The following is an 18,921-nucleotide window of genomic DNA, read 5'->3' as shown; positions in this document are numbered from 1 at the left end:
CCGGGTGAGTACGCGGTGGCCGTCGTCGCTGACCGGCCCGTCGTTGTATCCGGGGTCCTCCATCGCGGCGAACAGCGTTTGGCCGTCGGGCGTCAGCGCCAATCCCTCCAGCGCCTTGTTCCGGCGCGGGCCCGTGGGCTGCGCGGACATCGCCAAGTTGGCCGGCAGCGTGAACTGGCCGAGGTAGGCACCGTCGAGCCCGGCCGATCGAACCCACGGGTCGAGCAGCAACGGTCCCGCGGTGCGCCGCTCGCCTTCGGAGGACCAATACAGCCGTTGCCGGCCGGGATCGAAGGCGATGCCCTCGGGGTCGGGGGGAATAACGGGCGGCGTGGCGTCCGGCCTGAGCGGCGGGAACGGCTGGCCGGACCGGTCCAGCAGCGGGCGGGTGCCGGTGAAGGCGACGTTGTCGATTCCGCTGTCCGACAAGGACAATTGCACGCTGTAAAAGCGGGCCGGGTTCTTCTCGGAGCGATCGTCGCTGATGACGTAATACAGCTGACGGCCCGGGTCATAGCTGAGCGCCGACAGGCCGCCGATGACGGTGCCGTCGAAGGTGGCGTTGAACGGGACCCGAGACTGACCGAGGTAAGTGAGCATCGGACGCGGCGCGGGCGCCGGAGCGGGCGGGCGCGCGGGCGCGCATCCCCCCAGCAAGACGACGAGGCACACGAACGCCACCCGTAGGCGGCACATACCGAGAACGTATCGCCGAGCGTGCACTCGGCGCGAGAATCAGGCCTCGACCTCGCCCTGGACGCACGCTCGGCGAAATCACCAATCGGCATCATGTCGTTATTCCCGCGGCGGGAACCGCAGGATACGGTCGGGTTATGGCGTCAGACACCGCAACCATTGCCGAGCAGCTGCGCAACGCCCTCGACGGGCGTTGGCGGGACACGAGAAACCAGCTGCGATCCACCATGAGCGAGGACCTGTTCCGGCCGCACTACACCCCGAACACGGTGATCGCGCGCACCAAGGTGGCCGAGCAGATGCGGATCATGGCCGCGTTCGGTGCCGCGGCCGACAACTTCCGCAAGGAGCATGGCGGCACCGGCGACATCGGCGCGGCGATCACGATGATCGAGATGCTCGCGATGTCGGACCTGTCGTTGATGGTGAAGGCCGGTGTCCAGTGGGGCCTATTCGGCGGCGCCGTGGAGAACCTGGGCACCGAGCGTCATCACGAGGCGTACGTGAAGAAGATCATCAGCCTCGAGTTGCGGGGCTGTTTCGCGATGACCGAGACCGGGCACGGCAGCGACGTCCAGTCGCTGGAGACCACTGCGACCTACGACCCCGAGACCGAAGAGTTCGTCATCGACTCCCCCACGCCGACGGCGCGCAAGGACTACATCGGCGGCGCGGCCGAAACAGCCACCATGGCAGCGGTATTCGCCCAACTGATCACGCACGAGGACGGCAAACCGCTGCACCACGGCGTGCACTGCCTGATGGTGCCGATCCGCGACGCGGACGGCAACGACCTGCCCGGGGTGACCACCTCGGACTGTGAATACAAGGGCGGCCTGCCCGGAGTCGACAACGGCCGCATCATGTTCGACCACGTACGCGTCCCGCGGGTGAACCTGTTGAACAAATACGGCGACGTGGCGCCGGACGGCACCTACAGCTCGCCGATCGAGAATCCGAACCGCCGATTCTTCACCATGCTGGGCACGTTGGTCCGCGGACGGATCACGGTGGGCGGCAGCGCGGGCGCCGCGGGTCGCGTCGCGCTGGACATCGCCACGCGATACGCGTTGCAGCGCAAGCAATTCAGCGCACCGGATGACGAGTCCGAGGTGCTGATCATGGACTATCTGGTGCATCAGCGCCGGTTGTTCCCTTTGATCGCAAAGTCATACGCGTTGCAGTTCGCCCAGAACGAGCTGGTCGGTAAATGCCACGACATCCAGACCGCGGACGCCGTCGACGCCGACGAGCAGCGCGAATTGGAGGCGCGCGCCGCCGGGCTGAAGGCGGCCAACACCTGGCATGCGTCCCGGGCGATTCAGGAGGCGCGGGAGGCTTGCGGTGGCGCGGGCTACATGGCCGAGAACCGGTTGATCGCGCTGCGCGGCGACACCGACGTCTTCACCACATTCGAGGGCGACAACCACGTGCTGACGCAATTGGTGGCCAAGGAGCTGCTGACCGCTTACGCCGACGACATCCGCAGCATGAGCCCGGTCGAATGGGTGCGGTTCGCCGCCAACACCGTCGGCGAGCGCGTCGTCAAACGCACTGCCGCCGAGACGATTATCCAAACCATCGTGGACTCCCGACAGGACAGCGAGGAAGAGGGCAGCCTTTTCAACCGCGGCACGCAGATCAAGATGTTCGAGGACCGGGAGGAATATCTGATCGCGTCCGTCGCTCGTCGGCTGCAGGCCAAATCCAAGGAGATGTCGGAGTTCGACGCCTTCAACGCGGTGCAGGATCACGTGTTGCACGCCGCTTCCGCGCACATCGACCGGGTGGTGCTCGAAGCGTTCGTCGCCGGCATCGATGCCTGCCCGCACGAGGAGGCCCGCGAACTCCTGGGCATCCTGTGTGATCTGTACGCGCTGTCGGTGATCGAGGACGACAAGGCCTGGTACATCGAGCATCGCTACCTGTCCACCGAGCGGGCCAAGGCCGTCACCCGGGGTATCAACGATCGGTGCCGCGCGCTGCGCCCGCACGCCGAAACGCTCGTCGACGGCTTCGGGATTCCGGAGCAACTGCGCTACGCCGAGATGCTGCACCCGGAAAACTTGGCGGACGCGATCACGAACTGACGGGCCACTTGATCGCGTTGTAACGCAACGCTATTGATTCGGGATTTTGCCGAGCGCCTTCAGCTTGCCGTCCGGGCCGATCTCGAACTTCACCGTGCCAACGCCGGTGGGACAGCACGGCTGATCGTTGCCCTTCAACCATTGGTACTGGACCGCGACGGCGTCATCGGATGGCGGCAGAACGGTGATGTACGGCTTGGGATTTGGGGTCGGTGTACCCAGCGGGGTGTTGTGATCGAAGAACAGCAGCTGCTGCCCGGTGGATTCACTGGCAATCGTCGGGATGATCTGCACCCAGTACAAGCGGCACTTCTTGGCATGTCCGCGAGCGATTTCCACCCAAGTCGTACCGGGGACGGTGATCGGAACCGAGGCGATGGCCCGCTGCACCGTGGCGGGTGTCGGTCCATCGGAATCCTTGCACTTATCGGCTGACACCGGCGGCGAACCGGCTTGCCTCCCGCCGCAACCGGAGGCCAGCAGGATCAGCAGGATCACAATCAGCCGACGCACTCGGTGAGCTTAGCGAAGGCTGTGAATGTCCCATTTGTTTGGTCGGAGACCCCGTTCTGACAGGTAAACCGCCCGGCCCCACCGGTAGCCTTGAGCGGAGTCGGCGGGTCGACGATGACCCACCCTGACCTCGGGGGATGCGGCTTTTCCAAGACATCACGCGGGCGCTTTCGCCGGTGAGAGGAAGCCGTAAAGCGGGGGAAACTCCGGATATCCGGTGCCGAAACATCCTCGTCGCACCATTCAACGTAAGCCCGTTGCGCTCAAAGGAGGAAGTGCGTGACCAGGGAGTCCATGGCGTCACAGCACGATGCCGTGAACACCATGTGCGCATACTGCGGCGTCGGCTGCGGGATGGTGTTGCAGGTCACAACCGATCCCGCGAGCGGTCGCCGTCACATCGCGAAGTCGATTGGAAACAAAGAACATCCAGCCAACTTCGGTCGGCTGTGCACCAAGGGTGCCACCACTTCCGACTTGCTCGGCGCGCCTGGGCGGATGGAATCCGCACACGTACGCACCGACCGCGGTGAGCCCGTCGAGCCCGTCGATATCGACCGGGCTATCGCCCAGTGCGCGAACCGGTTACGGGCGATCATCGACACGTACGGCCCGGATTCGTTCGCGATGTACGTGTCGGGCCAGATGTCCATCGAGGCGCAGTACCTGGCGAACAAGCTCACCAAGGGCTTCATCGGCACCAACCAGATCGAGTCGAACTCGCGGCTGTGCATGGCCAGCGCCGGTTCCGGCTACAAGCTCTCACTGGGTGCCGACGGACCACCCGGCTCTTACCAAGACTTCGAACACGCCGACGTCTTCTTCGTCATCGGCGCCAACATGGCCGACTGCCACCCCATCCTGTTCTTGCGGATGATGGACCGCGTCAAGGCCGGCGCAAAACTCATCGTCGTTGATCCGCGCCGCACCGCGACCGCCGACAAGGCCGACCTGTTCCTGCAGATCTCCCCCGGTTCCGATCTCGCACTGCTCAACGGGTTACTGCAGCAGATCATTGAAAACGGGCACACCGATCCCGACTTCATCGCCGAGTTCACCGAGGGGTGGGAGGCGATGCCCGGCTTCCTGGAGCAGTACACCCCCGACAAGGTCAGCGAGATCACCGGGATTCCCGAAGAACACATCCGCGCGGCGGCCCGGATGATCGGCGAGGCCGAGAATTTCGTGAGCTGCTGGACCATGGGCCTCAACCAGAGCACGCACGGCACCTGGAACACCAACGCACTGTGCAACCTGCACCTGGCCACCGGTGCGATCTGCAAACCCGGCAGCGGACCCTTCTCGCTCACCGGACAACCCAACGCGATGGGCGGCCGCGAAATGGGTTACATGGGGCCGGGACTGCCGGGGCAGCGCTCGGTCTTATCCGCGGAGGACCGCGCCTTCACCGAAGACCAGTGGGGTATCCCCCACGGAACACTCCGCACCGAGGTCGGCACCGGCACGATCGACATGTTCGCCCGGATGGCCAGCGGTGAAATCAAGTCGTGCTGGATCGTGTGCACCAATCCCGTTGCTTCCGTTGCTAATCGGAGGACCGTGCTGGCCGGTCTGGAGCGTGCCGAGTTGGTCATCACCCAGGACGCCTTTCTCGAAACGGAGACCAACGAATACGCCGATGTGCTGCTGCCGGCGGCCCTGTGGTCGGAGGCCGAGGGCGTGATGGTCAATTCCGAGCGCAACCTGACGCTGTTCCAGCCGGCCGTCACCGCACCGGGTGACGCGATGCCCGACTGGCAGATCATCGCCCGGATCGCCTGCGAGATGGGCTTTTCGGACGCTTTCAGCTACGGCTCCGCCGAAGAGATCTTCGAGGAGATCAAGCGATTCTCGAACCCGAAGACCGGCTACGATTTGCGCGGCGTCAGCTACGACCGGCTGCGTCAGGGCCCGCTGCAGTGGCCGTGCGCGCCCGAGAGCACGGGCGACCGCAGCCCCATTCGCTACCTCAACGACGGTGTCAGCCAGGCCCGGCTGGTCCGCGAGGATGGCAGCGCTCCCCGGTTGGCGTTCCCCACCGCGAACGGTCGTGCGGTGTTCTTCGCCCGCCCACACCTCCCGCCCGAGGAAATGCCGGACAACGACTACCCGTTCCTGCTGAACACCGGTCGCCTACCACACCAGTGGCACACGATGACCAAGACCGGCAAGGTCGCCAAGCTCAACAAGCTCAATCCCGGGCCGTTCGTGGAAATCCACCCGGACGACGCCGCCCTGCTGCAGATCACCGACGGCGACGCGATAGAAATCGCGTCCCGCCGCGGCCGCGCCGTGCTGCCCGCCGTGATCAGCGACCGGGTGCGCATCGGTAACTGCTTCGCCCCCTTCCATTGGAACGACGTGTTCGGCGAATACCTGGCGATCAACGCGGTCACCAACGACGCGGTGGACCCGATCTCGAACCAACCGGAATTCAAGGCGTGCGCGGTCACGTTGGCGAAAGTTTCCGTCGCCCCGGCAGATCCGAGCACCGATACACCAGAACTCGCTTCCACCGAGGTGCGGGAAATCAGCGCGTCACAGGTCGACGCCCTCGCCGACTTGCTCGGCGTCGCAACCAAACCCGCGCCGGCGTTCGACGAGCTCGGCCGCTCGTACCTTGCCGGGATGTTGACCGCACTTCGGTCGGATGCGGGCCGGCGCACCGCCGGGGTGCCGACCCTGCCGCAAAGCGCTCCGTTCGACCCCGGCACCCGGCTGTGGGTGGATGGCCTGCTCGCGGGCCTGTTCTCGCGCGAAGGAGCCACGCCGACGCCGGCGCCGGCGGTCAAGGAACCGACGATCCAGCCACCCGAGGCCAAGCCCGCCAAACGGGCACCCGTCGTGGTGCTGTGGGCATCGCAAACCGGGAACGCCGAAGAGCTCGCCGCCGATGTCGCCGCCCGACTGGGCAACGCCGACGTGCCGGTCTCGTTGCGCGCCATGGACGACTTCCCGGTGGGTGAACTGGCGACGACTCGGGAGTTGCTGCTGATCACCAGCACCACCGGTGACGGTGACCCACCGGACAATGGGGCTGGCTTCTGGCGCGCGCTGACAACCGACGGTGCAACGAAATTCACCGGCACCCGCTACGCCGTCCTCGCGCTCGGCGACTCCAACTACGACGACTTCTGCGGCCATGGCCGCAAACTCGACGAGCGTCTGGCTGAGTTGGGGGCGACCCGCATCGTCGACCGGGTCGACTGCGAACCGGACTACGACGACGCCGCGGGCAAGTGGCTGAGCGGTGTCCTGCAGGAGCTGTCGCGCGCCCCCGCGCCGGTGGGCCGGGATGGCGGTGCGGCGGCCACCGCCCCGATTGGCGCGCCGGTTCGACCGGCCAACGGGTCCGGAACGGTCGGGTACACCAAGAAACGCCCCCTGATCACCGGCATCGTCCGCAACACCGTGTTGAGTCAGCCGAAGTCGACAAAAGACGTGCGGCATTTGGTTTTCAGCCTGCCGGAAGAAACCGTGAGCTACGAGGCCGGTGACGCGCTCGGGGTGTGGCCCCGCAATAGCGACCGGTTGGTCGACGAGTGGCTCGCGGTTACCGGACTGGACGGGCAGACGCCCGTCGAGGTCGGCGAGCAGGGTCTGATGTCGCTGCGCTCCGCACTCACCGAGCGCATCGAGATCGCCCACATCAGCCGGGACCTGGTGCGGTTCGTGCAGGAGCGCACCGGCGACTCGACGCTCGCCGAGCTGCTGAAGCCCGAAAACAAGCGCGCACTGTCGGATTGGTCGTGGGGGCGCCAGTCCATCGACCTGCTGGCACAGCACCCGGTCTGGGCGTCGGCCCACGAGTGGCTGCGGGTGCTCAAACGCCTTCAGCCGCGGCTGTACTCGATCTCGTCGAGCCCCAAAGAATGCCCCGGGGAAGTTCACCTGACCGTCTCGCCGGTGCGTTACAACTTTCAGGGCATCCCGCGCCGTGGGGTGTGCTCGACCTACCTGGCCGACCGCTCACCCGGTGATCGCGTCGCCGTCTACCTGCAGCCGTCGAGCAACTTCCGGCCACCCAGCGAGTCGCACACGCCGATGATCATGATCGGTCCCGGCACCGGAATCGCGCCCTTCCGCGGGTTCCTGCAGGAGCGTCGCGCGCTCGGGCACACCGGACCCAACTGGCTGTTCTTCGGCGAGCAGCACGCCGCCACCGACTACTACTACCGCGACGAACTCGAAAAGATGCTTGCCGACGGGTTCCTCACCGAGTTGGACCTCGCGTTCTCGCGGGACCAGCAGCAGAAGGTCTACGTGCAGCATCTGATGCGCAAGCGTGGGGCCGAGCTGTGGCGCTGGCTGCAGGACGGCGCCCAGCTCTACGTCTGCGGTACCGCGGACCCCATGGCCAAGGACGTCGACCGTGCGCTCTGCGAAATCGCGGCCGAACACGGGAACCTCGATCCCGACGGGGCGAAGCAGTATGTCCGGTCGCTGAGCGCCGACAAGCGCTATCACCGCGACGTCTACTAAGCCTCCCGGGTTGCGCGACTCGTAATACGACGGAAACGTCGCGCGCCTGTCGCTGAAACAACCTCGCTGCAACATTCAGTCATTGGTTGCGTCGAGGAGGGACGTAGGCGTGGCTCTGGACTTTGACGGGCCCCTCAAGGACAACGTGCGGGCTGTCTGCCCGTTGCAGTGCCGGCTGAGGCGCGGCACCGTGGACGATGAGCAGCTCGACGACCGGGTCGACTGGGCCGGGCTGCCGATCAACTTGGACTTGGCCTTCTCGCCACAGCAGCGCGACAAGGTCTACACCCAGCACCTGATGCTCAAGCGCGGCACGCAACTTCGGCGAAGGTTGCAGGACAGGGGCCAGTGGTGCGCCTGCGAAGATTTCGTCGACGACGGAAGCGTCTAACTCCGGTAGTCATCGCGGATTCGCAATACATTTCACTTCAACAATTAAGTTCAACACGAGCGTAAAACTATTACCTGCGAAAGCAATTGCTGCCGGATAGGCTTGCTGCGTGGCTGATAATCCGTCCTCCTACCTGGTGCTGGCATCCCAGCGGAGCGGCAGCACACTGCTGGTCGAGTCGCTGCGCGCGACGGGGGTCGCCGGCGAACCACAGGAGTTCTTTCAGTACCTGCCGGCCACCAGCCAGGCGCCGCAGCCACGCGAGTGGTTCGCCGGCGTGGAGGACGAGTCGATCCTGCAACTGCTCGACCCGCTCGATGCCGGGACGCCGGACCTCGCGCCGCCCGAGATCTGGCGCGACTACATCCGCACGGTCGGCAGGACGCCGAACGGGATATGGGGCGGCAAGTTGATGTGGAACCAGACGCCGCTCTTGTTGAACCGCGCGAAGAATCTGCCGAATCGCAGCGGTGACGGGCTGCTGGCCGCGATCACCGACGTGGTGGGTGAAGAGCCGCTGTTCATCTATGTGTACCGCCCCGACGTGATTTCGCAGGCCGTGTCGTTCTGGCGGGCGGTGCAGACGCGGGTGTGGCGAGGACGACCCGACCCGACTCGCGATGCGCGCGCTACCTATCACGCCGGCGCGATCGCGCACGTCGTCACCATGCTGCGTGCCCAGAACGAGGGCTGGCGGAATTGGTTCGCCGAGGAAGACGTCAGGCCGATGGAGATTCCGTATCCGGTGTTGTGGCGCAACCTGACTCAGGTGGTGGCCGCCATCCTTGAGGGGTTGGGGCTCGACCCGCGGCTGGCGCCCGAGCCGGTCTTGGAACGTCAGGCCGACCAGCGCTCCGATGAGTGGGTGGATCGATACAGGGCCGACGCCGCGAAGCTCGGCCTCCCAACCTGACCCTGGGACTTGCTTGTGCCCGAAGAAGCCTTCGGCTCGATTGCGGCCCCGCCGGCGGGGTGAAACGGCCGCGGGTACTCAGCAAACGATGAGCTCAACCGGCGAAATTGTCGAATGTCCTATAGTGGGCGTTATGCAACAGGCCACCCAGCCGTGCCTTGTCCTTACGTGCCGCACCGCCGTGCACTGCTGTTGTCGTTGTTGTTGATTCTCTGACGCCGCAGAAACCCTCGCGTTTCCTCCAGGTTTGCGGGCCGCTCGCACAGGTAGCACCCAGTGGCCGCGTCTAAGCGTTAGTCAATCTCAGAAGGATCACCCCGCCGATGACCATATTGCCCATATGCACCCGCGTCGCGATCGAATTCGACATCGCCTGGTAGGCCGACGAAGCTTGAACCAACATGCCTGAGGAAGACAGATGAGCATCGCAGATAACGTCACACAACTTATTGGGAACACTCCGCTGGTCCGGCTGAACCGGGTCACCGACGGGGCGGCCGCCGACGTCGTAGCCAAGCTGGAGTTCTTCAACCCGGGAAACAGCGTCAAGGACCGCATCGGGGTCGCGATGATCGACGCGGCCGAGCAAGCGGGCCTGATCAAGCCCGACACGATCATCCTCGAACCGACGAGCGGTAACACCGGCATCGCCCTGGCGCTGGTGGCCGCCGCCCGTGGCTACCGCTGTGTGTTGGTCATGCCGGAGACCATGAGCATGGAGCGGCGGATGCTGCTGCGTGCCTTGGGCGCCGAGATCGTCCTGACGCCGGGCGCCGAGGGCATGCCGGGCGCCATCGCCAAAGCCGAGGAGCTGGCCAAGAGCGACCAACGGTATTGGGTGCCCCAACAGTTCGAAAACCCCGTGAATAGGGAGATCCACCGCAAGACCACCGCCGAAGAGGTGTGGCGCGACACCGATGGCAAGGTGGACATCTTCGTGGCCGGCGTGGGCACCGGCGGCACCATCACGGGGGTCGCCGAGGTCATCAAGGAACGCAAGCCGTCGGTGCAGTTCGTCGCCGTGGAGCCGGCAGCGTCGCCGGTGCTCTCGGGTGGACAGAAAGGTCCTCACCCCATCCAGGGTCTGGGCGCCGGATTCGTGCCCCCCGTGCTCGACATGGAGCTCGTCGACGAGGTCATCACCGTCGGCAACGAGGAGGCCATGGACGTGGCACGTCGGCTGGCACGAGAGGAAGGCTTGCTGGTCGGCATCTCGTCGGGTGCCGCGGTGGTCGGCGCCCTGCAGGTGGCCCGCCGACCGGAAAACGCCGGAAAGCTTGTCGTCGTCGTGCTACCTGATTTCGGCGAGCGGTATCTCAGCACGCCGTTGTTCGCCGACCTGGCGGGTTAACCATGCTCGACGCCGTACGCCGCGACATCCGGGCCGCCAGGGAGCGCGACCCCGCTGCCCCGACCACGCTGCAGGTGATCTTCGCCTACCCGGGTGTGCATGCCATCTGGGGCCACCGGATCAGCCACTGGCTGTGGAACCGCGGCGCCCGGCTGGCCGCGCGGATACTCAACGAGGTCACCCGCATCCTGACCGGGGTCGACATCCACCCCGGCGCCGTGCTCGGAGCGGGCCTCTTCATCGACCACGCCACCGGAGTGGTGATCGGCGAGACGGCCGAAGTCGGCGAGGACGTGACGATCTACCACGGCGTCACGCTCGGCGGCAGCGGACGGGACACCGGGAAGCGCCACCCGACCATCGGTGACCGGGTGACCATCGGCGCCGGCGCCAAGGTGCTCGGAGCGATCAAAATCGGCGATGACAGCCGGATCGGCGCCAACGCTGTCGTAGTCAAAGAGGTTCCGTCGAGCGCCGTGGTCATCGGGGTTCCCGGCCAGGTCATCAGTCGCCACGGCCGAAACAGCCCGGACGACTCGATGATGCCCGACCTCGTGGGCGTCAGCCTCCAGTCCCTCCTCACCCGGGTCGCCAAGCTCGAGGCTTCCAACGACGGGCAACAATCCGCAAGCGTCATCCGGCCACCCGAAGCCGGGGTGTGGCACGGCGAAGACTTTTCTATCTGAGGACCCAGTGAGCACTCTTGTGATCGCAGCGACGGCGCTGATCGCTGCGCTGGGGGCCGCCACTGCGGCAGGAGCGATGATCAATCGACGGTCCGGGGTACTTCGCGAGACGAGTCTCGGACCTACACAGGACGCGGCAGATCTCGGCTTGTCCGAGGCGGGTCCGACCGTCGTCCATTTCACCGCAGCATGGTGCGGTCCGTGCGCTTCGGTGCGTCGCGTGGTTCAGCAAGTGTGCGGCGATCTCCCCGACGTGACGCATCTCGAAATCGACATTGACGCCAATCCTGCCGCCGCCAAGCGACTTTCGGTGTTGTCACTGCCTACCACGTTCATCTTCGACGCCGACGGCCGGCAGCGGTACCGCACCGCGGGCGTCCCCAAGGCCACCGACCTGCGACAGGCACTGCAACCTCTGCTGGCTTGACCCGCGCGCCCGGCGCCGCGAATGCCGTTCAAGATGCGATCACCGCGATCGACGCTACGGTTGCCGTAAGGGACCGAGTCACGGACGGAGATTTGCGATGAGCGACCCGCACGCGCCGAAGATCCCGGCGGCGCTGTCCTCGCCGAGTCTGAACCGTGGAGTGGGCTTCACGCACGAGCAGCGGCGGCGGCTGGGCCTGACCGGGCGGCTCCCACCGGCGGTGCTCACGCTCGACGAGCAGGCCGACCGGGTGTGGCATCAATTGCAAAGCCTGGCAACGGATCTGGGCCGCAATTTGCTGTTGGAGCAGCTGCATTACCGCCACGAACTGCTCTACTACAAGGTGCTGGAGGATCATCTGCCGGAACTGATGCCGGTGGTCTACACGCCCACCGTCGGGGAGGCCATCCAACGGTTCTCCGACGAGTATCGCGGACAGCGCGGGCTTTTCCTGAGCATCGACGCCCCCGACGAGATCGAGCCCGCCTTCGCAACTTTCGGGCTGGAAGCGGGCGACGTCGACCTGATCGTGTGTACCGACGCCGAAGCGATCCTGGGCATCGGCGACTGGGGCGTGGGCGGCATCCAGATCGCGGTTGGCAAGCTGGCGCTGTATACCGCCGGGGCCGGCATCGATCCCCGCCGCTGCATCGCGGTTTCCCTCGACGTGGGCACCAATAACGAACAACTGCTTCAGGATCCGTTCTACTTGGGCAATCGTCACGCCCGCCGCCGCGGCGACGAATACGACGACTTCGTCAATCGCTACATCGAAACCGCTCACCGCCTGTTCCCGAAGGCGATCCTGCATTTCGAAGACTTCGGGCCCCTGAACGCACGGCGGATCCTGCACACGTACGGCGACAAGTACTGCGTGTTCAACGACGACATCCAGGGAACGGGCGCGGTGGTCGTCGCGGCCGTGTACGGCGGATGCCACGTCACCGGCGTCCCGATGCGCGACCAGCGGGCCGTCGTCTTCGGGGCCGGCACCGCCGGGGTCGGGGTGGCCGATCAGATTCGCGACGCAATGGTGTCCGACGGCGCCACCATCGAGCAGGCCACCGCGCAGATCTGGCCGATCGACAAGCAGGGCCTGCTATTCGACGACATGGAGGACCTGCGAGATTTCCAGGTTCCCTACGCCAAGAACCGCGCCCAGCTCGGCTTGGAAGCCGCGGATCGGGTGGGATTGGTGGACACCATCAAGCTCGCCTCCCCCACCATCCTGCTCGGCTCCTCGGCCGTGTTCGGCGCCTTCACCGAGAAGGTCGTGCAGGCCATGACCGCATCGTGTGAGCGCCCGATGATCTTCCCGCTGTCCAACCCGACGTCGCGCATGGAAGCCATGCCGGCCGACGTGCTGCAGTGGTCCGACGGCAAGGCGCTGATCACCACCGGCACCCCCGTCGCGCCGATCGAATACGACGGCACCACCTACACCATCGGCCAGGCCAACAACGTGCTGGTGTTCCCCGGAATCGGACTGGGCATCATCGTCGCCGGGGCCCGGCTACTGACCAAGGAAATGCTGCAGGCCGCAGCGAAAGCCGTTGTGCAACAGGCTAGCCCGTCAAAGGCCGGCGATTCACTGCTCCCCGATGTCAGGGAATTGCGCGCCATCTCGACGTCGGTTGCCGAAGCCGTGTATCACGCCGCCGTCGCCGGCGGGGTGGCCACAGAAACGCACGCCGACCCACGGCAAGCCGTCCTCGACACCGTCTGGACGCCGGCCTACGACTAGCGCCTTTCGGATAGTTCGGCCCCGGGGTCATTCGGGTGCGGCGCCAGGGGCGTCACCGCATCGGTACGCCACACGCGCAGCGGCATCGAGGCCAGCACCTCCTCGAGCCGGTCCTGGTCCGCAGCGGCGAACAGACCGAGCGTGCGCCATTCACCCGGCCGCAGCGGCGGCCGCCACAAGCGCAGCAGATGCCCCTGCGCGGCGAGCTCGCGGGAATGCGCGGCCTCCCGGGCCCGAACCTCGTCGATTGCCTCCGGCGGGGTGCCGTCGGGGACATGCGTCGTCATCGTGACCAAGAACTCCACCGGCCCTCCTAATTGGTTGCGCTCACAGTAGATTCACGAAGGACGAGCACGCCAGCGCGATGGCGCGACGCGGCAACCAGACCACGCAAGGAGACCGCTATTGACCGCCGATCAGGCCTACCAGAAAGTCGCGATCGTCACCGGCGCCTCGCAGGGCATGGGGGCCGCCCTGGCCGAGGCCTACCGCGACCTCGGCTATGCCGTGGTGGCCAACTCGCGCTCGATCACCGCCGGCGATGACCCCGGCACGGCGGCCGTCGCCGGTGACGTCGCCGATCCCGCGACCGCCGACCGCATCGTGGCGACCGCGGTGGAGCGGTTCGGTCGAGTGGACACCCTGATCAATAACGCGGGCGTCTTCGTTCCCAAACCATTCACCGAGTACACGGCGGCGGACTACGCGTTCGTGACCGGGGTGAACCTCGCCGGCTTCTTCCACGTCACGCAGCGCGCCATCGCCCGGATGCTGACGCAAGGCGGGGGCGGCCACGTCGTCAACATGACCACGTCGCTGCTCGACCAGCCCAACTCCGCAGTGCCCGCGGGATTGACCGCCCTCACCAAGGGCGGCCTGGCGGCGGTGACCAAGTCGCTGGCCATCGAGTACGCGCATTGCGGGATCCGCGTCAACGCCATCTCCCCGGGCAACATCGCCACCCGATGCATGCCGACGACAACACGGCCGCGCTGGCCGCCATGCATCCGCTGGGCCGGATGGGCGCCATCGCCGACGTCATCGAGGGGATTCGGTACCTGGAGGGCGCCACCTTTGTGACCGGGGAGACCCTCCACATCGACGGCGGCCAGAGCGCCGGACACTGAGCCTCAACCTTGCTCCCCCGCCTGGACTCGAACCAGGAACCTATCGGTTAACAGCCGAACGCTCTGCCAATTGAGCTACAGGGGATCAACACGATCGCGGGACGACTCTAGCGTACTGGCATAACCGCACCCAACCGGACAGGACCGACTCGGTCTCGCCCCGGGGAGCGGATCGGGCGCGCACGCATAGGGGCGGGTGAGGCAGGATGGGAACGGTCGCTACTCGGGAGGAACGCTTTGATCCGGTATGTCGTGGTGCTGGGACTGGGTTACGTGCTGGGCTCGAAGGCCGGGCGTCGCCGATACGAGCAGATCGTCGGCACCTATCGCGCGCTGACCAGCAGCCCGGTCGCCAAGTCAGTAATCCAAGGGGGACGCCGCAAGATCGCGAATCGGATCTCCCCGGACGCCGGATTCGTGACCGTTGCCGAGATCGACGACCAAACGGCCATCTTGGAGCGCGGTGCCGAGCGACCGGCCGACGAGGCCCTCACATCGTCAGATCGTCGCCGCTAGCCTGCTCCAGCAGGCTGCGCCGGTAGGCCTCCATGGCTACCAGGTCACCGAATAACGCGTGGTACTCGTCGCCCTGTTCGATCGGCGACATGCGCTGCAGCTTGGACTTCACCTCGGCGATCTGCCGGCCCATCCACACTTCCTGCAGCCGGGCCAGCACGCCGGCGATGTAACGCACCAGCTTCTCGTCGTCGTCGACCTGGATGGCCTCCACCCCGAGCTCGCTGACCAGCCCGGCGGTGAGGTCTGAGCCGGCCCGTTGGCGCACCGCGTCGATCCACTGTCCCCCGGTGACGCCGCTCGACGTGCCACCCGCGGCCTCGATGGCGGCGCGCACGGCGGCGTAACCGGGATGGGTGAAGCTTTCGACGGGGAGCGTGTCGAATACCGGCCCGGCCAGCGCCGGATATTGCAACGCCGACTTGAGCGCCGCACGCTGCGGCCTGAGTGTCGGGTCACGAGGGTCGGGAAGTTTGGCGGTGGGGCGGCCCGGGGCCGCCGCACTGGGCTGCTGAGCGGCGCCGCGGGGGGCGTTGGGGCCGGAACGCGCCGGGGCCGGCGACTTCTTGGCCTGCGTGCGCACCCGGTCGATGACCTGCGCCACGTCGTCCCAGCCGACCCAGCCGGCGAGCTGGCGGGCGTACTCGTCGCGCAGCGTGGGGTCTTTGATCTGGCTCACCATCGGCACGCAGCGGCGCAGCGCCGCGACCCTGCCCTCCGCGCTGTCCAGGTCCATCTCGGCGATCGCCGTGCGAATCGCGAATTCGAACAAGGGGGTGCGCCGCGCCACCAGGTCGCGCAGCGCGCCGTCGCCGGACTTCAACCGCAAGTCGCAGGGATCCATGCCGTCCGGGGCCACCGCGACGAAGGATTGCCCCGCCAGATTCTGCTCGCCGCCGAAGGCCTTGAGCGCGGCAGCGCGCCCGGCCGCGTCACCGTCGAAGACGTAGATCAGCTCGCCGCGGAAGAAGCTGTCGTCCATCATCAGTCGGCGCAGCATCGATAGATGCTCGTCGCCGAATGCGGTGCCGCACGACGCCACGGCGGTGGTGACGCCGGCCAGATGCATCGCCATCACGTCGGTGTAGCCCTCGACGACGACCGCCTGGTGCCCCTTGGCGATGTCGCGTTTGGCCAGGTCGATGCCGAACATCACCGACGACTTCTTGTACAGCAGGGTCTCGGGGGTATTGATGTACTTGGCTTCCATCGGATCGTCGTCGAAGAGCCGGCGGGCGCCGAACCCGATCACCTCGCCGGCCGCGCTGCGGATGGGCCACAACAGTCGGCGGTGGAAGCGGTCGATCGGGCCGCGCCGCCCCTGCCGCGACAGGCCCGCCGCTTCCAGCTCCTTGAACTCGAAACCCTTGCGCACCAGATGTTTTGTCAATGAGTCCCACCCGGACGGCGCGAATCCGCAGCCGAATCGCCGGGCCGCCTCGGCGTCGAAATTCCGTTCCGTCAGGTACTGGCGGGCCGGCGCGGCCTCGTCGGATTCCAGCGCCGCCGCGTAGAACTCCGCCGCGGCCGCGTTGGCCGCGACCAGCCGGCTGCGGCTGCCGCGGTCGCGCTGCACGCTGGTCGCCGGGCCGGTGTAGCTGATGGTGTGGCCGATCCGGTCCGCGAGCAGTTCGACGGCCTCGACGAAGGTAACGTGTTCGATCTTCTGGATGAAGGCGTAGACGTCGCCACCCTCCCCGCAGCCGAAGCAGTGGAAGTGGCCGTGGTTGGGGCGAACGTGGAACGACGGCGACTTCTCGTCGTGAAACGGGCACAGGCCCTTGAGGGAATCGGCACCGGCGCGCCGCAATTGGACATAATCGCCGACGACTTCTTCGATGCGGACCCGCTCGCGGATGGCGGCGATATCGCGATCGGGAATCCGCCCCCGGCCCCGGGGCCGGGCGTCATCCTCCCCCGCGCGCGGGTGGTGCCCCCACGAACCTGCCGGGCTGGACATCGGCTCAGTCTAGAGCGCCGAGCCGGCCGGCTATCCGGTTCCGATGACGCCGCATGCCACCCGTTCCATCGCGTTGTCGGTGTCTTGGGCGCCGTGCAGCATCAAGGCAGTCTTGTTGCCGCCCAGCAGCTCGTCCCGGTTGAACGAATCCGTGGTGGTGACAAGGTAGGCCGAGCCGTCCGAACGCACCTCCAGCGACGTCAGGTCACCGCTCTCCGGCTTGCCGGTGTGTCCGGGCGCCTGGTAGTGGCCGCCGGCGGACAGGAAGTTTCCGGGCGGACCGCCGGTCGGGGCAACCGAGTTGGGCTCGCATTTGCCGATCTCGTGGACGTGCAGGCCGTGCAGGCCGGGTGACAGGATGCCGCCGGTCACCGTTTTGACGGTGACGGTCACGTATCCGCCGGTGAAGTCGAACGTAGCAGTGGCAGCCGACCGCCCGTCCGGCGTCTTCAGTTGCGCGGTGAGCGATTCGCCGTTGGGCGCGGGCGTCGTCGTCTCACCCGACGACGCCGGTGGGGCGCTCTTCACCGGCGGGGTGGTGCCGGGCTGGTTGCTCGCCTGTTGGGGTGAGCTGCATGCGGTCATGGCGACGACGGGAAGCCCCACCGCGAGGGTGGCGATACCGCTGAATTTGGTCATGTCGGGCAGCCTAGCCCGCGGTGACAACGGGACTGCCGTGGGATGACCTGCGGCCGAGCAGCGGCTAACCGGTGGCCTGGCGCGCGTCGATGCGTTCCAGCCGGCCCTCGGTATATGACGCGATCTGATCGACGATGACCCGTAGCCGGGCGCGGTCGTCGGCCGCGGTGGTGAACGCCGCGGCGAAGACCGGGTCGAGTGTCTGGGGTGCCCCGGCGTAGAGCCAACGCGCCACCCGGTGAATCCGTTCACGCTGCAGGCCCTGGGTGTTCAGATGCCTCGGATCGGACATGATGAATTGCAGCGCCAGGATTTTCAGCAGGGCGACCTCCGCGCGCACCAGGTCGGGCACCAGCAGGTCGGCCCGGTAGCGGACCAGCGGCCCGGGTCCGGCCGCGGCGCGGGTCGTGGCAATGGCGGCCGAGGCGAACCGGCCGACCAATTCGCTGGTGAGTCGCTTGAGCGCGACCGCCGCGGCCAGCGTCGCGTCGTACTTGCCGACGGCGGCGACCACCGGCAGCCCGGAAAGCCGCCGCGCGGCCGCCATGAAGTCGTCGGCGCTCACCCGGGAGAATTCGCTTTCACCCAGTTTCGCCAGGGCGGCCGCCTCGTCGTCGTCGGCGAGCACGCGCAGGTCGATGCGCTGGGAGACCACGCCGTCCTCGACGTCGTGTACCGAATAGGCGATATCGTCGGCCCAGTCCATCACCTGCGCTTCCAGGCACATCCGGCCCTCCGGCGCGCGCGCGCGAACCCAGGCCGCCTGCTCGCGGTCCTCGTCGTAGAACCCGAACTTCCTCCCCTGTTGACCCAGCCCTCTGCCGCGGTACCACGGATACTTGGTGACCGCGTCCAAGGAGGCGCGGGTCAGGTTGAGCCCAGCGCTATTGCCTTGCTCGTCAAGCACTTTGGGCTCGAGGCTGGTCAGGATGTGGAAGTTTTGCGCATTACCCTCGAAACCGCCGTAGTCGGCGGCGAACTCATCCAGGGCGCGCTCGCCGTTGTGGCCGTAGGGCGGGTGCCCGATGTCGTGGGCCAGACCGGCCAGCTCGACCAGGTCGAGGTCGCAACCCAAGCCGACCGCCATCCCCCGCCCGATCTGGGCGACCTCCAGCGAGTGCGTCAGCCGGGTGCGTGGTGTGTCGCCTTCGCGGGGCCCGACGACCTGGGTCTTATCGGCGAGCCGGCGCAGCGCGGCGCTGTGCAGCACCCGGGCCCGGTCTCGGGCGAAGTCGGTGCGGTGCTGACCTTCCGTACCCGGCAGACCGGCAGTCTTCGGCGCTTCGTGTACCCGCCGTTGACGGTCGAAGTCGTCGTAGGGGTCTTGCCGATTCATGTCCGCCTTCTTAGTCACCGCAGCACAGTCTGCCAGGGAACGCGGGACGG

At 66.7% G+C, this 18,921-nt stretch carries 15 protein-coding genes, 1 tRNA gene and 1 pseudogene; 10 read left to right on the top strand and 7 right to left on the bottom strand.

Annotated features, from left to right (window positions below; translation table 11 throughout):
• On the bottom strand, positions 1-696 hold a 696-nt coding region (locus tag A5756_RS00790; RefSeq protein ID WP_369828574.1), incomplete at its 3' end, for an esterase-like activity of phytase family protein.
• A 137-nt stretch (positions 697-833) separates the two neighbouring features.
• Between A5756_RS00790 and A5756_RS00785 the strand changes: the two genes are divergently transcribed.
• Positions 834-2,786: an acyl-CoA dehydrogenase gene (locus tag A5756_RS00785; protein ID WP_066945340.1), complete on the top strand. Its 1,953-nt coding sequence runs from the start codon at positions 834-836 to the stop codon at positions 2,784-2,786.
• Between the two features lie 30 nt (positions 2,787-2,816).
• Here A5756_RS00785 and A5756_RS00780 read toward each other — a convergent pair whose 3' ends face one another.
• On the bottom strand, positions 2,817-3,284 hold the full coding sequence (locus tag A5756_RS00780; protein ID WP_066945361.1) for an LppP/LprE family lipoprotein: 468 nt from the start codon (positions 3,282-3,284) through the stop codon (positions 2,817-2,819).
• 309 nt (positions 3,285-3,593) lie between these two features.
• On the opposite strand from A5756_RS00780, the gene A5756_RS00775 reads away from it, so the two are divergent.
• The 7 genes from A5756_RS00775 to A5756_RS00745 all read left to right on the top strand — a co-directional run bounded on the left by A5756_RS00775 (position 3,594) and on the right by A5756_RS00745 (position 13,293).
• A complete protein-coding gene (locus tag A5756_RS00775) occupies positions 3,594-7,781 on the top strand; it encodes a bifunctional nitrate reductase/sulfite reductase flavoprotein subunit alpha (protein WP_066945337.1) in 4,188 nt (1,395 codons plus the stop codon).
• 109 nt (positions 7,782-7,890) lie between these two features.
• On the top strand, positions 7,891-8,172 hold the full coding sequence (locus tag A5756_RS00770) for a hypothetical protein (RefSeq protein WP_156659104.1): 282 nt from the start codon (positions 7,891-7,893) through the stop codon (positions 8,170-8,172).
• Between the two features lie 109 nt (positions 8,173-8,281).
• Positions 8,282-9,085 (top strand): Stf0 family sulfotransferase, encoded by an 804-nt coding sequence (locus tag A5756_RS00765; RefSeq protein ID WP_066945334.1) that lies wholly within the window; start codon positions 8,282-8,284, stop codon positions 9,083-9,085.
• A 418-nt stretch (positions 9,086-9,503) separates the two neighbouring features.
• Positions 9,504-10,436, top strand: a complete 933-nt coding sequence (cysK, locus tag A5756_RS00760) for a cysteine synthase A (protein ID WP_066945330.1) — start codon at positions 9,504-9,506, stop codon at positions 10,434-10,436.
• 2 nt (positions 10,437-10,438) lie between these two features.
• Complete coding sequence (gene cysE / locus A5756_RS00755; RefSeq protein WP_066945327.1) at positions 10,439-11,122, top strand: serine O-acetyltransferase; 684 nt, start codon at positions 10,439-10,441, stop codon at positions 11,120-11,122.
• A gap of 7 nt (positions 11,123-11,129) precedes the next feature.
• A complete protein-coding gene (locus A5756_RS00750; RefSeq protein WP_066945324.1) occupies positions 11,130-11,549 on the top strand; it encodes a thioredoxin family protein in 420 nt (139 codons plus the stop codon).
• Between the two features lie 97 nt (positions 11,550-11,646).
• A complete protein-coding gene (locus A5756_RS00745; RefSeq protein WP_066945321.1) occupies positions 11,647-13,293 on the top strand; it encodes an NAD-dependent malic enzyme in 1,647 nt (548 codons plus the stop codon).
• A gap of 23 nt (positions 13,294-13,316) precedes the next feature.
• Here the strand turns inward: A5756_RS00745 and A5756_RS00740 are convergent.
• Positions 13,317-13,598: pseudogene (locus A5756_RS00740) on the bottom strand (muconolactone Delta-isomerase family protein); the annotation flags it as partial.
• Between the two features lie 100 nt (positions 13,599-13,698).
• Between A5756_RS00740 and A5756_RS00735 the strand changes: the two are divergent.
• Positions 13,699-14,373, top strand: a complete 675-nt coding sequence (locus tag A5756_RS00735; RefSeq protein ID WP_369817382.1) for an SDR family NAD(P)-dependent oxidoreductase — start codon at positions 13,699-13,701, stop codon at positions 14,371-14,373.
• Positions 14,374-14,432: 59 nt separating this feature from the next.
• Here A5756_RS00735 and A5756_RS00730 read toward each other — a convergent pair.
• Positions 14,433-14,505 (bottom strand) — tRNA-Asn (locus A5756_RS00730).
• 152 nt (positions 14,506-14,657) lie between these two features.
• Between A5756_RS00730 and A5756_RS00725 the strand changes: the two genes are divergently transcribed.
• The gene (locus A5756_RS00725; RefSeq protein WP_066945315.1) at positions 14,658-14,936 is read left to right on the top strand and encodes a hypothetical protein; all 279 of its coding nucleotides are present in this window, start codon (positions 14,658-14,660) and stop codon (positions 14,934-14,936) included.
• Here A5756_RS00725 and dnaG read toward each other — a convergent pair.
• The 3 genes from dnaG to A5756_RS00710 all read right to left on the bottom strand — a co-directional run bounded on the left by dnaG (position 14,911) and on the right by A5756_RS00710 (position 18,871).
• A complete protein-coding gene (dnaG, locus tag A5756_RS00720; RefSeq protein WP_066945312.1) occupies positions 14,911-16,896 on the bottom strand; it encodes a DNA primase in 1,986 nt (661 codons plus the stop codon). The two genes, A5756_RS00725 and dnaG, sit on opposite strands and share 26 nt — an antisense overlap.
• Before the next feature lie 30 nt (positions 16,897-16,926).
• Complete coding sequence (locus tag A5756_RS00715) at positions 16,927-17,535, bottom strand: superoxide dismutase family protein (RefSeq protein ID WP_082948325.1); 609 nt, start codon at positions 17,533-17,535, stop codon at positions 16,927-16,929.
• Positions 17,536-17,599: 64 nt separating this feature from the next.
• Positions 17,600-18,871, bottom strand: a complete 1,272-nt coding sequence (locus A5756_RS00710) for a deoxyguanosinetriphosphate triphosphohydrolase (RefSeq protein ID WP_066945309.1) — start codon at positions 18,869-18,871, stop codon at positions 17,600-17,602.
• Positions 18,872-18,921: the final 50 nt, after the last annotated feature.

It is taken from the genome of Mycobacterium sp. 852002-53434_SCH5985345 (assembly GCF_001667155.1).
Classification (GTDB): domain Bacteria; phylum Actinomycetota; class Actinomycetes; order Mycobacteriales; family Mycobacteriaceae; genus Mycobacterium.
Note: the sequence above shows the minus strand (reverse complement) of the source record. Positions and strands in the feature narration are given on the sequence as shown.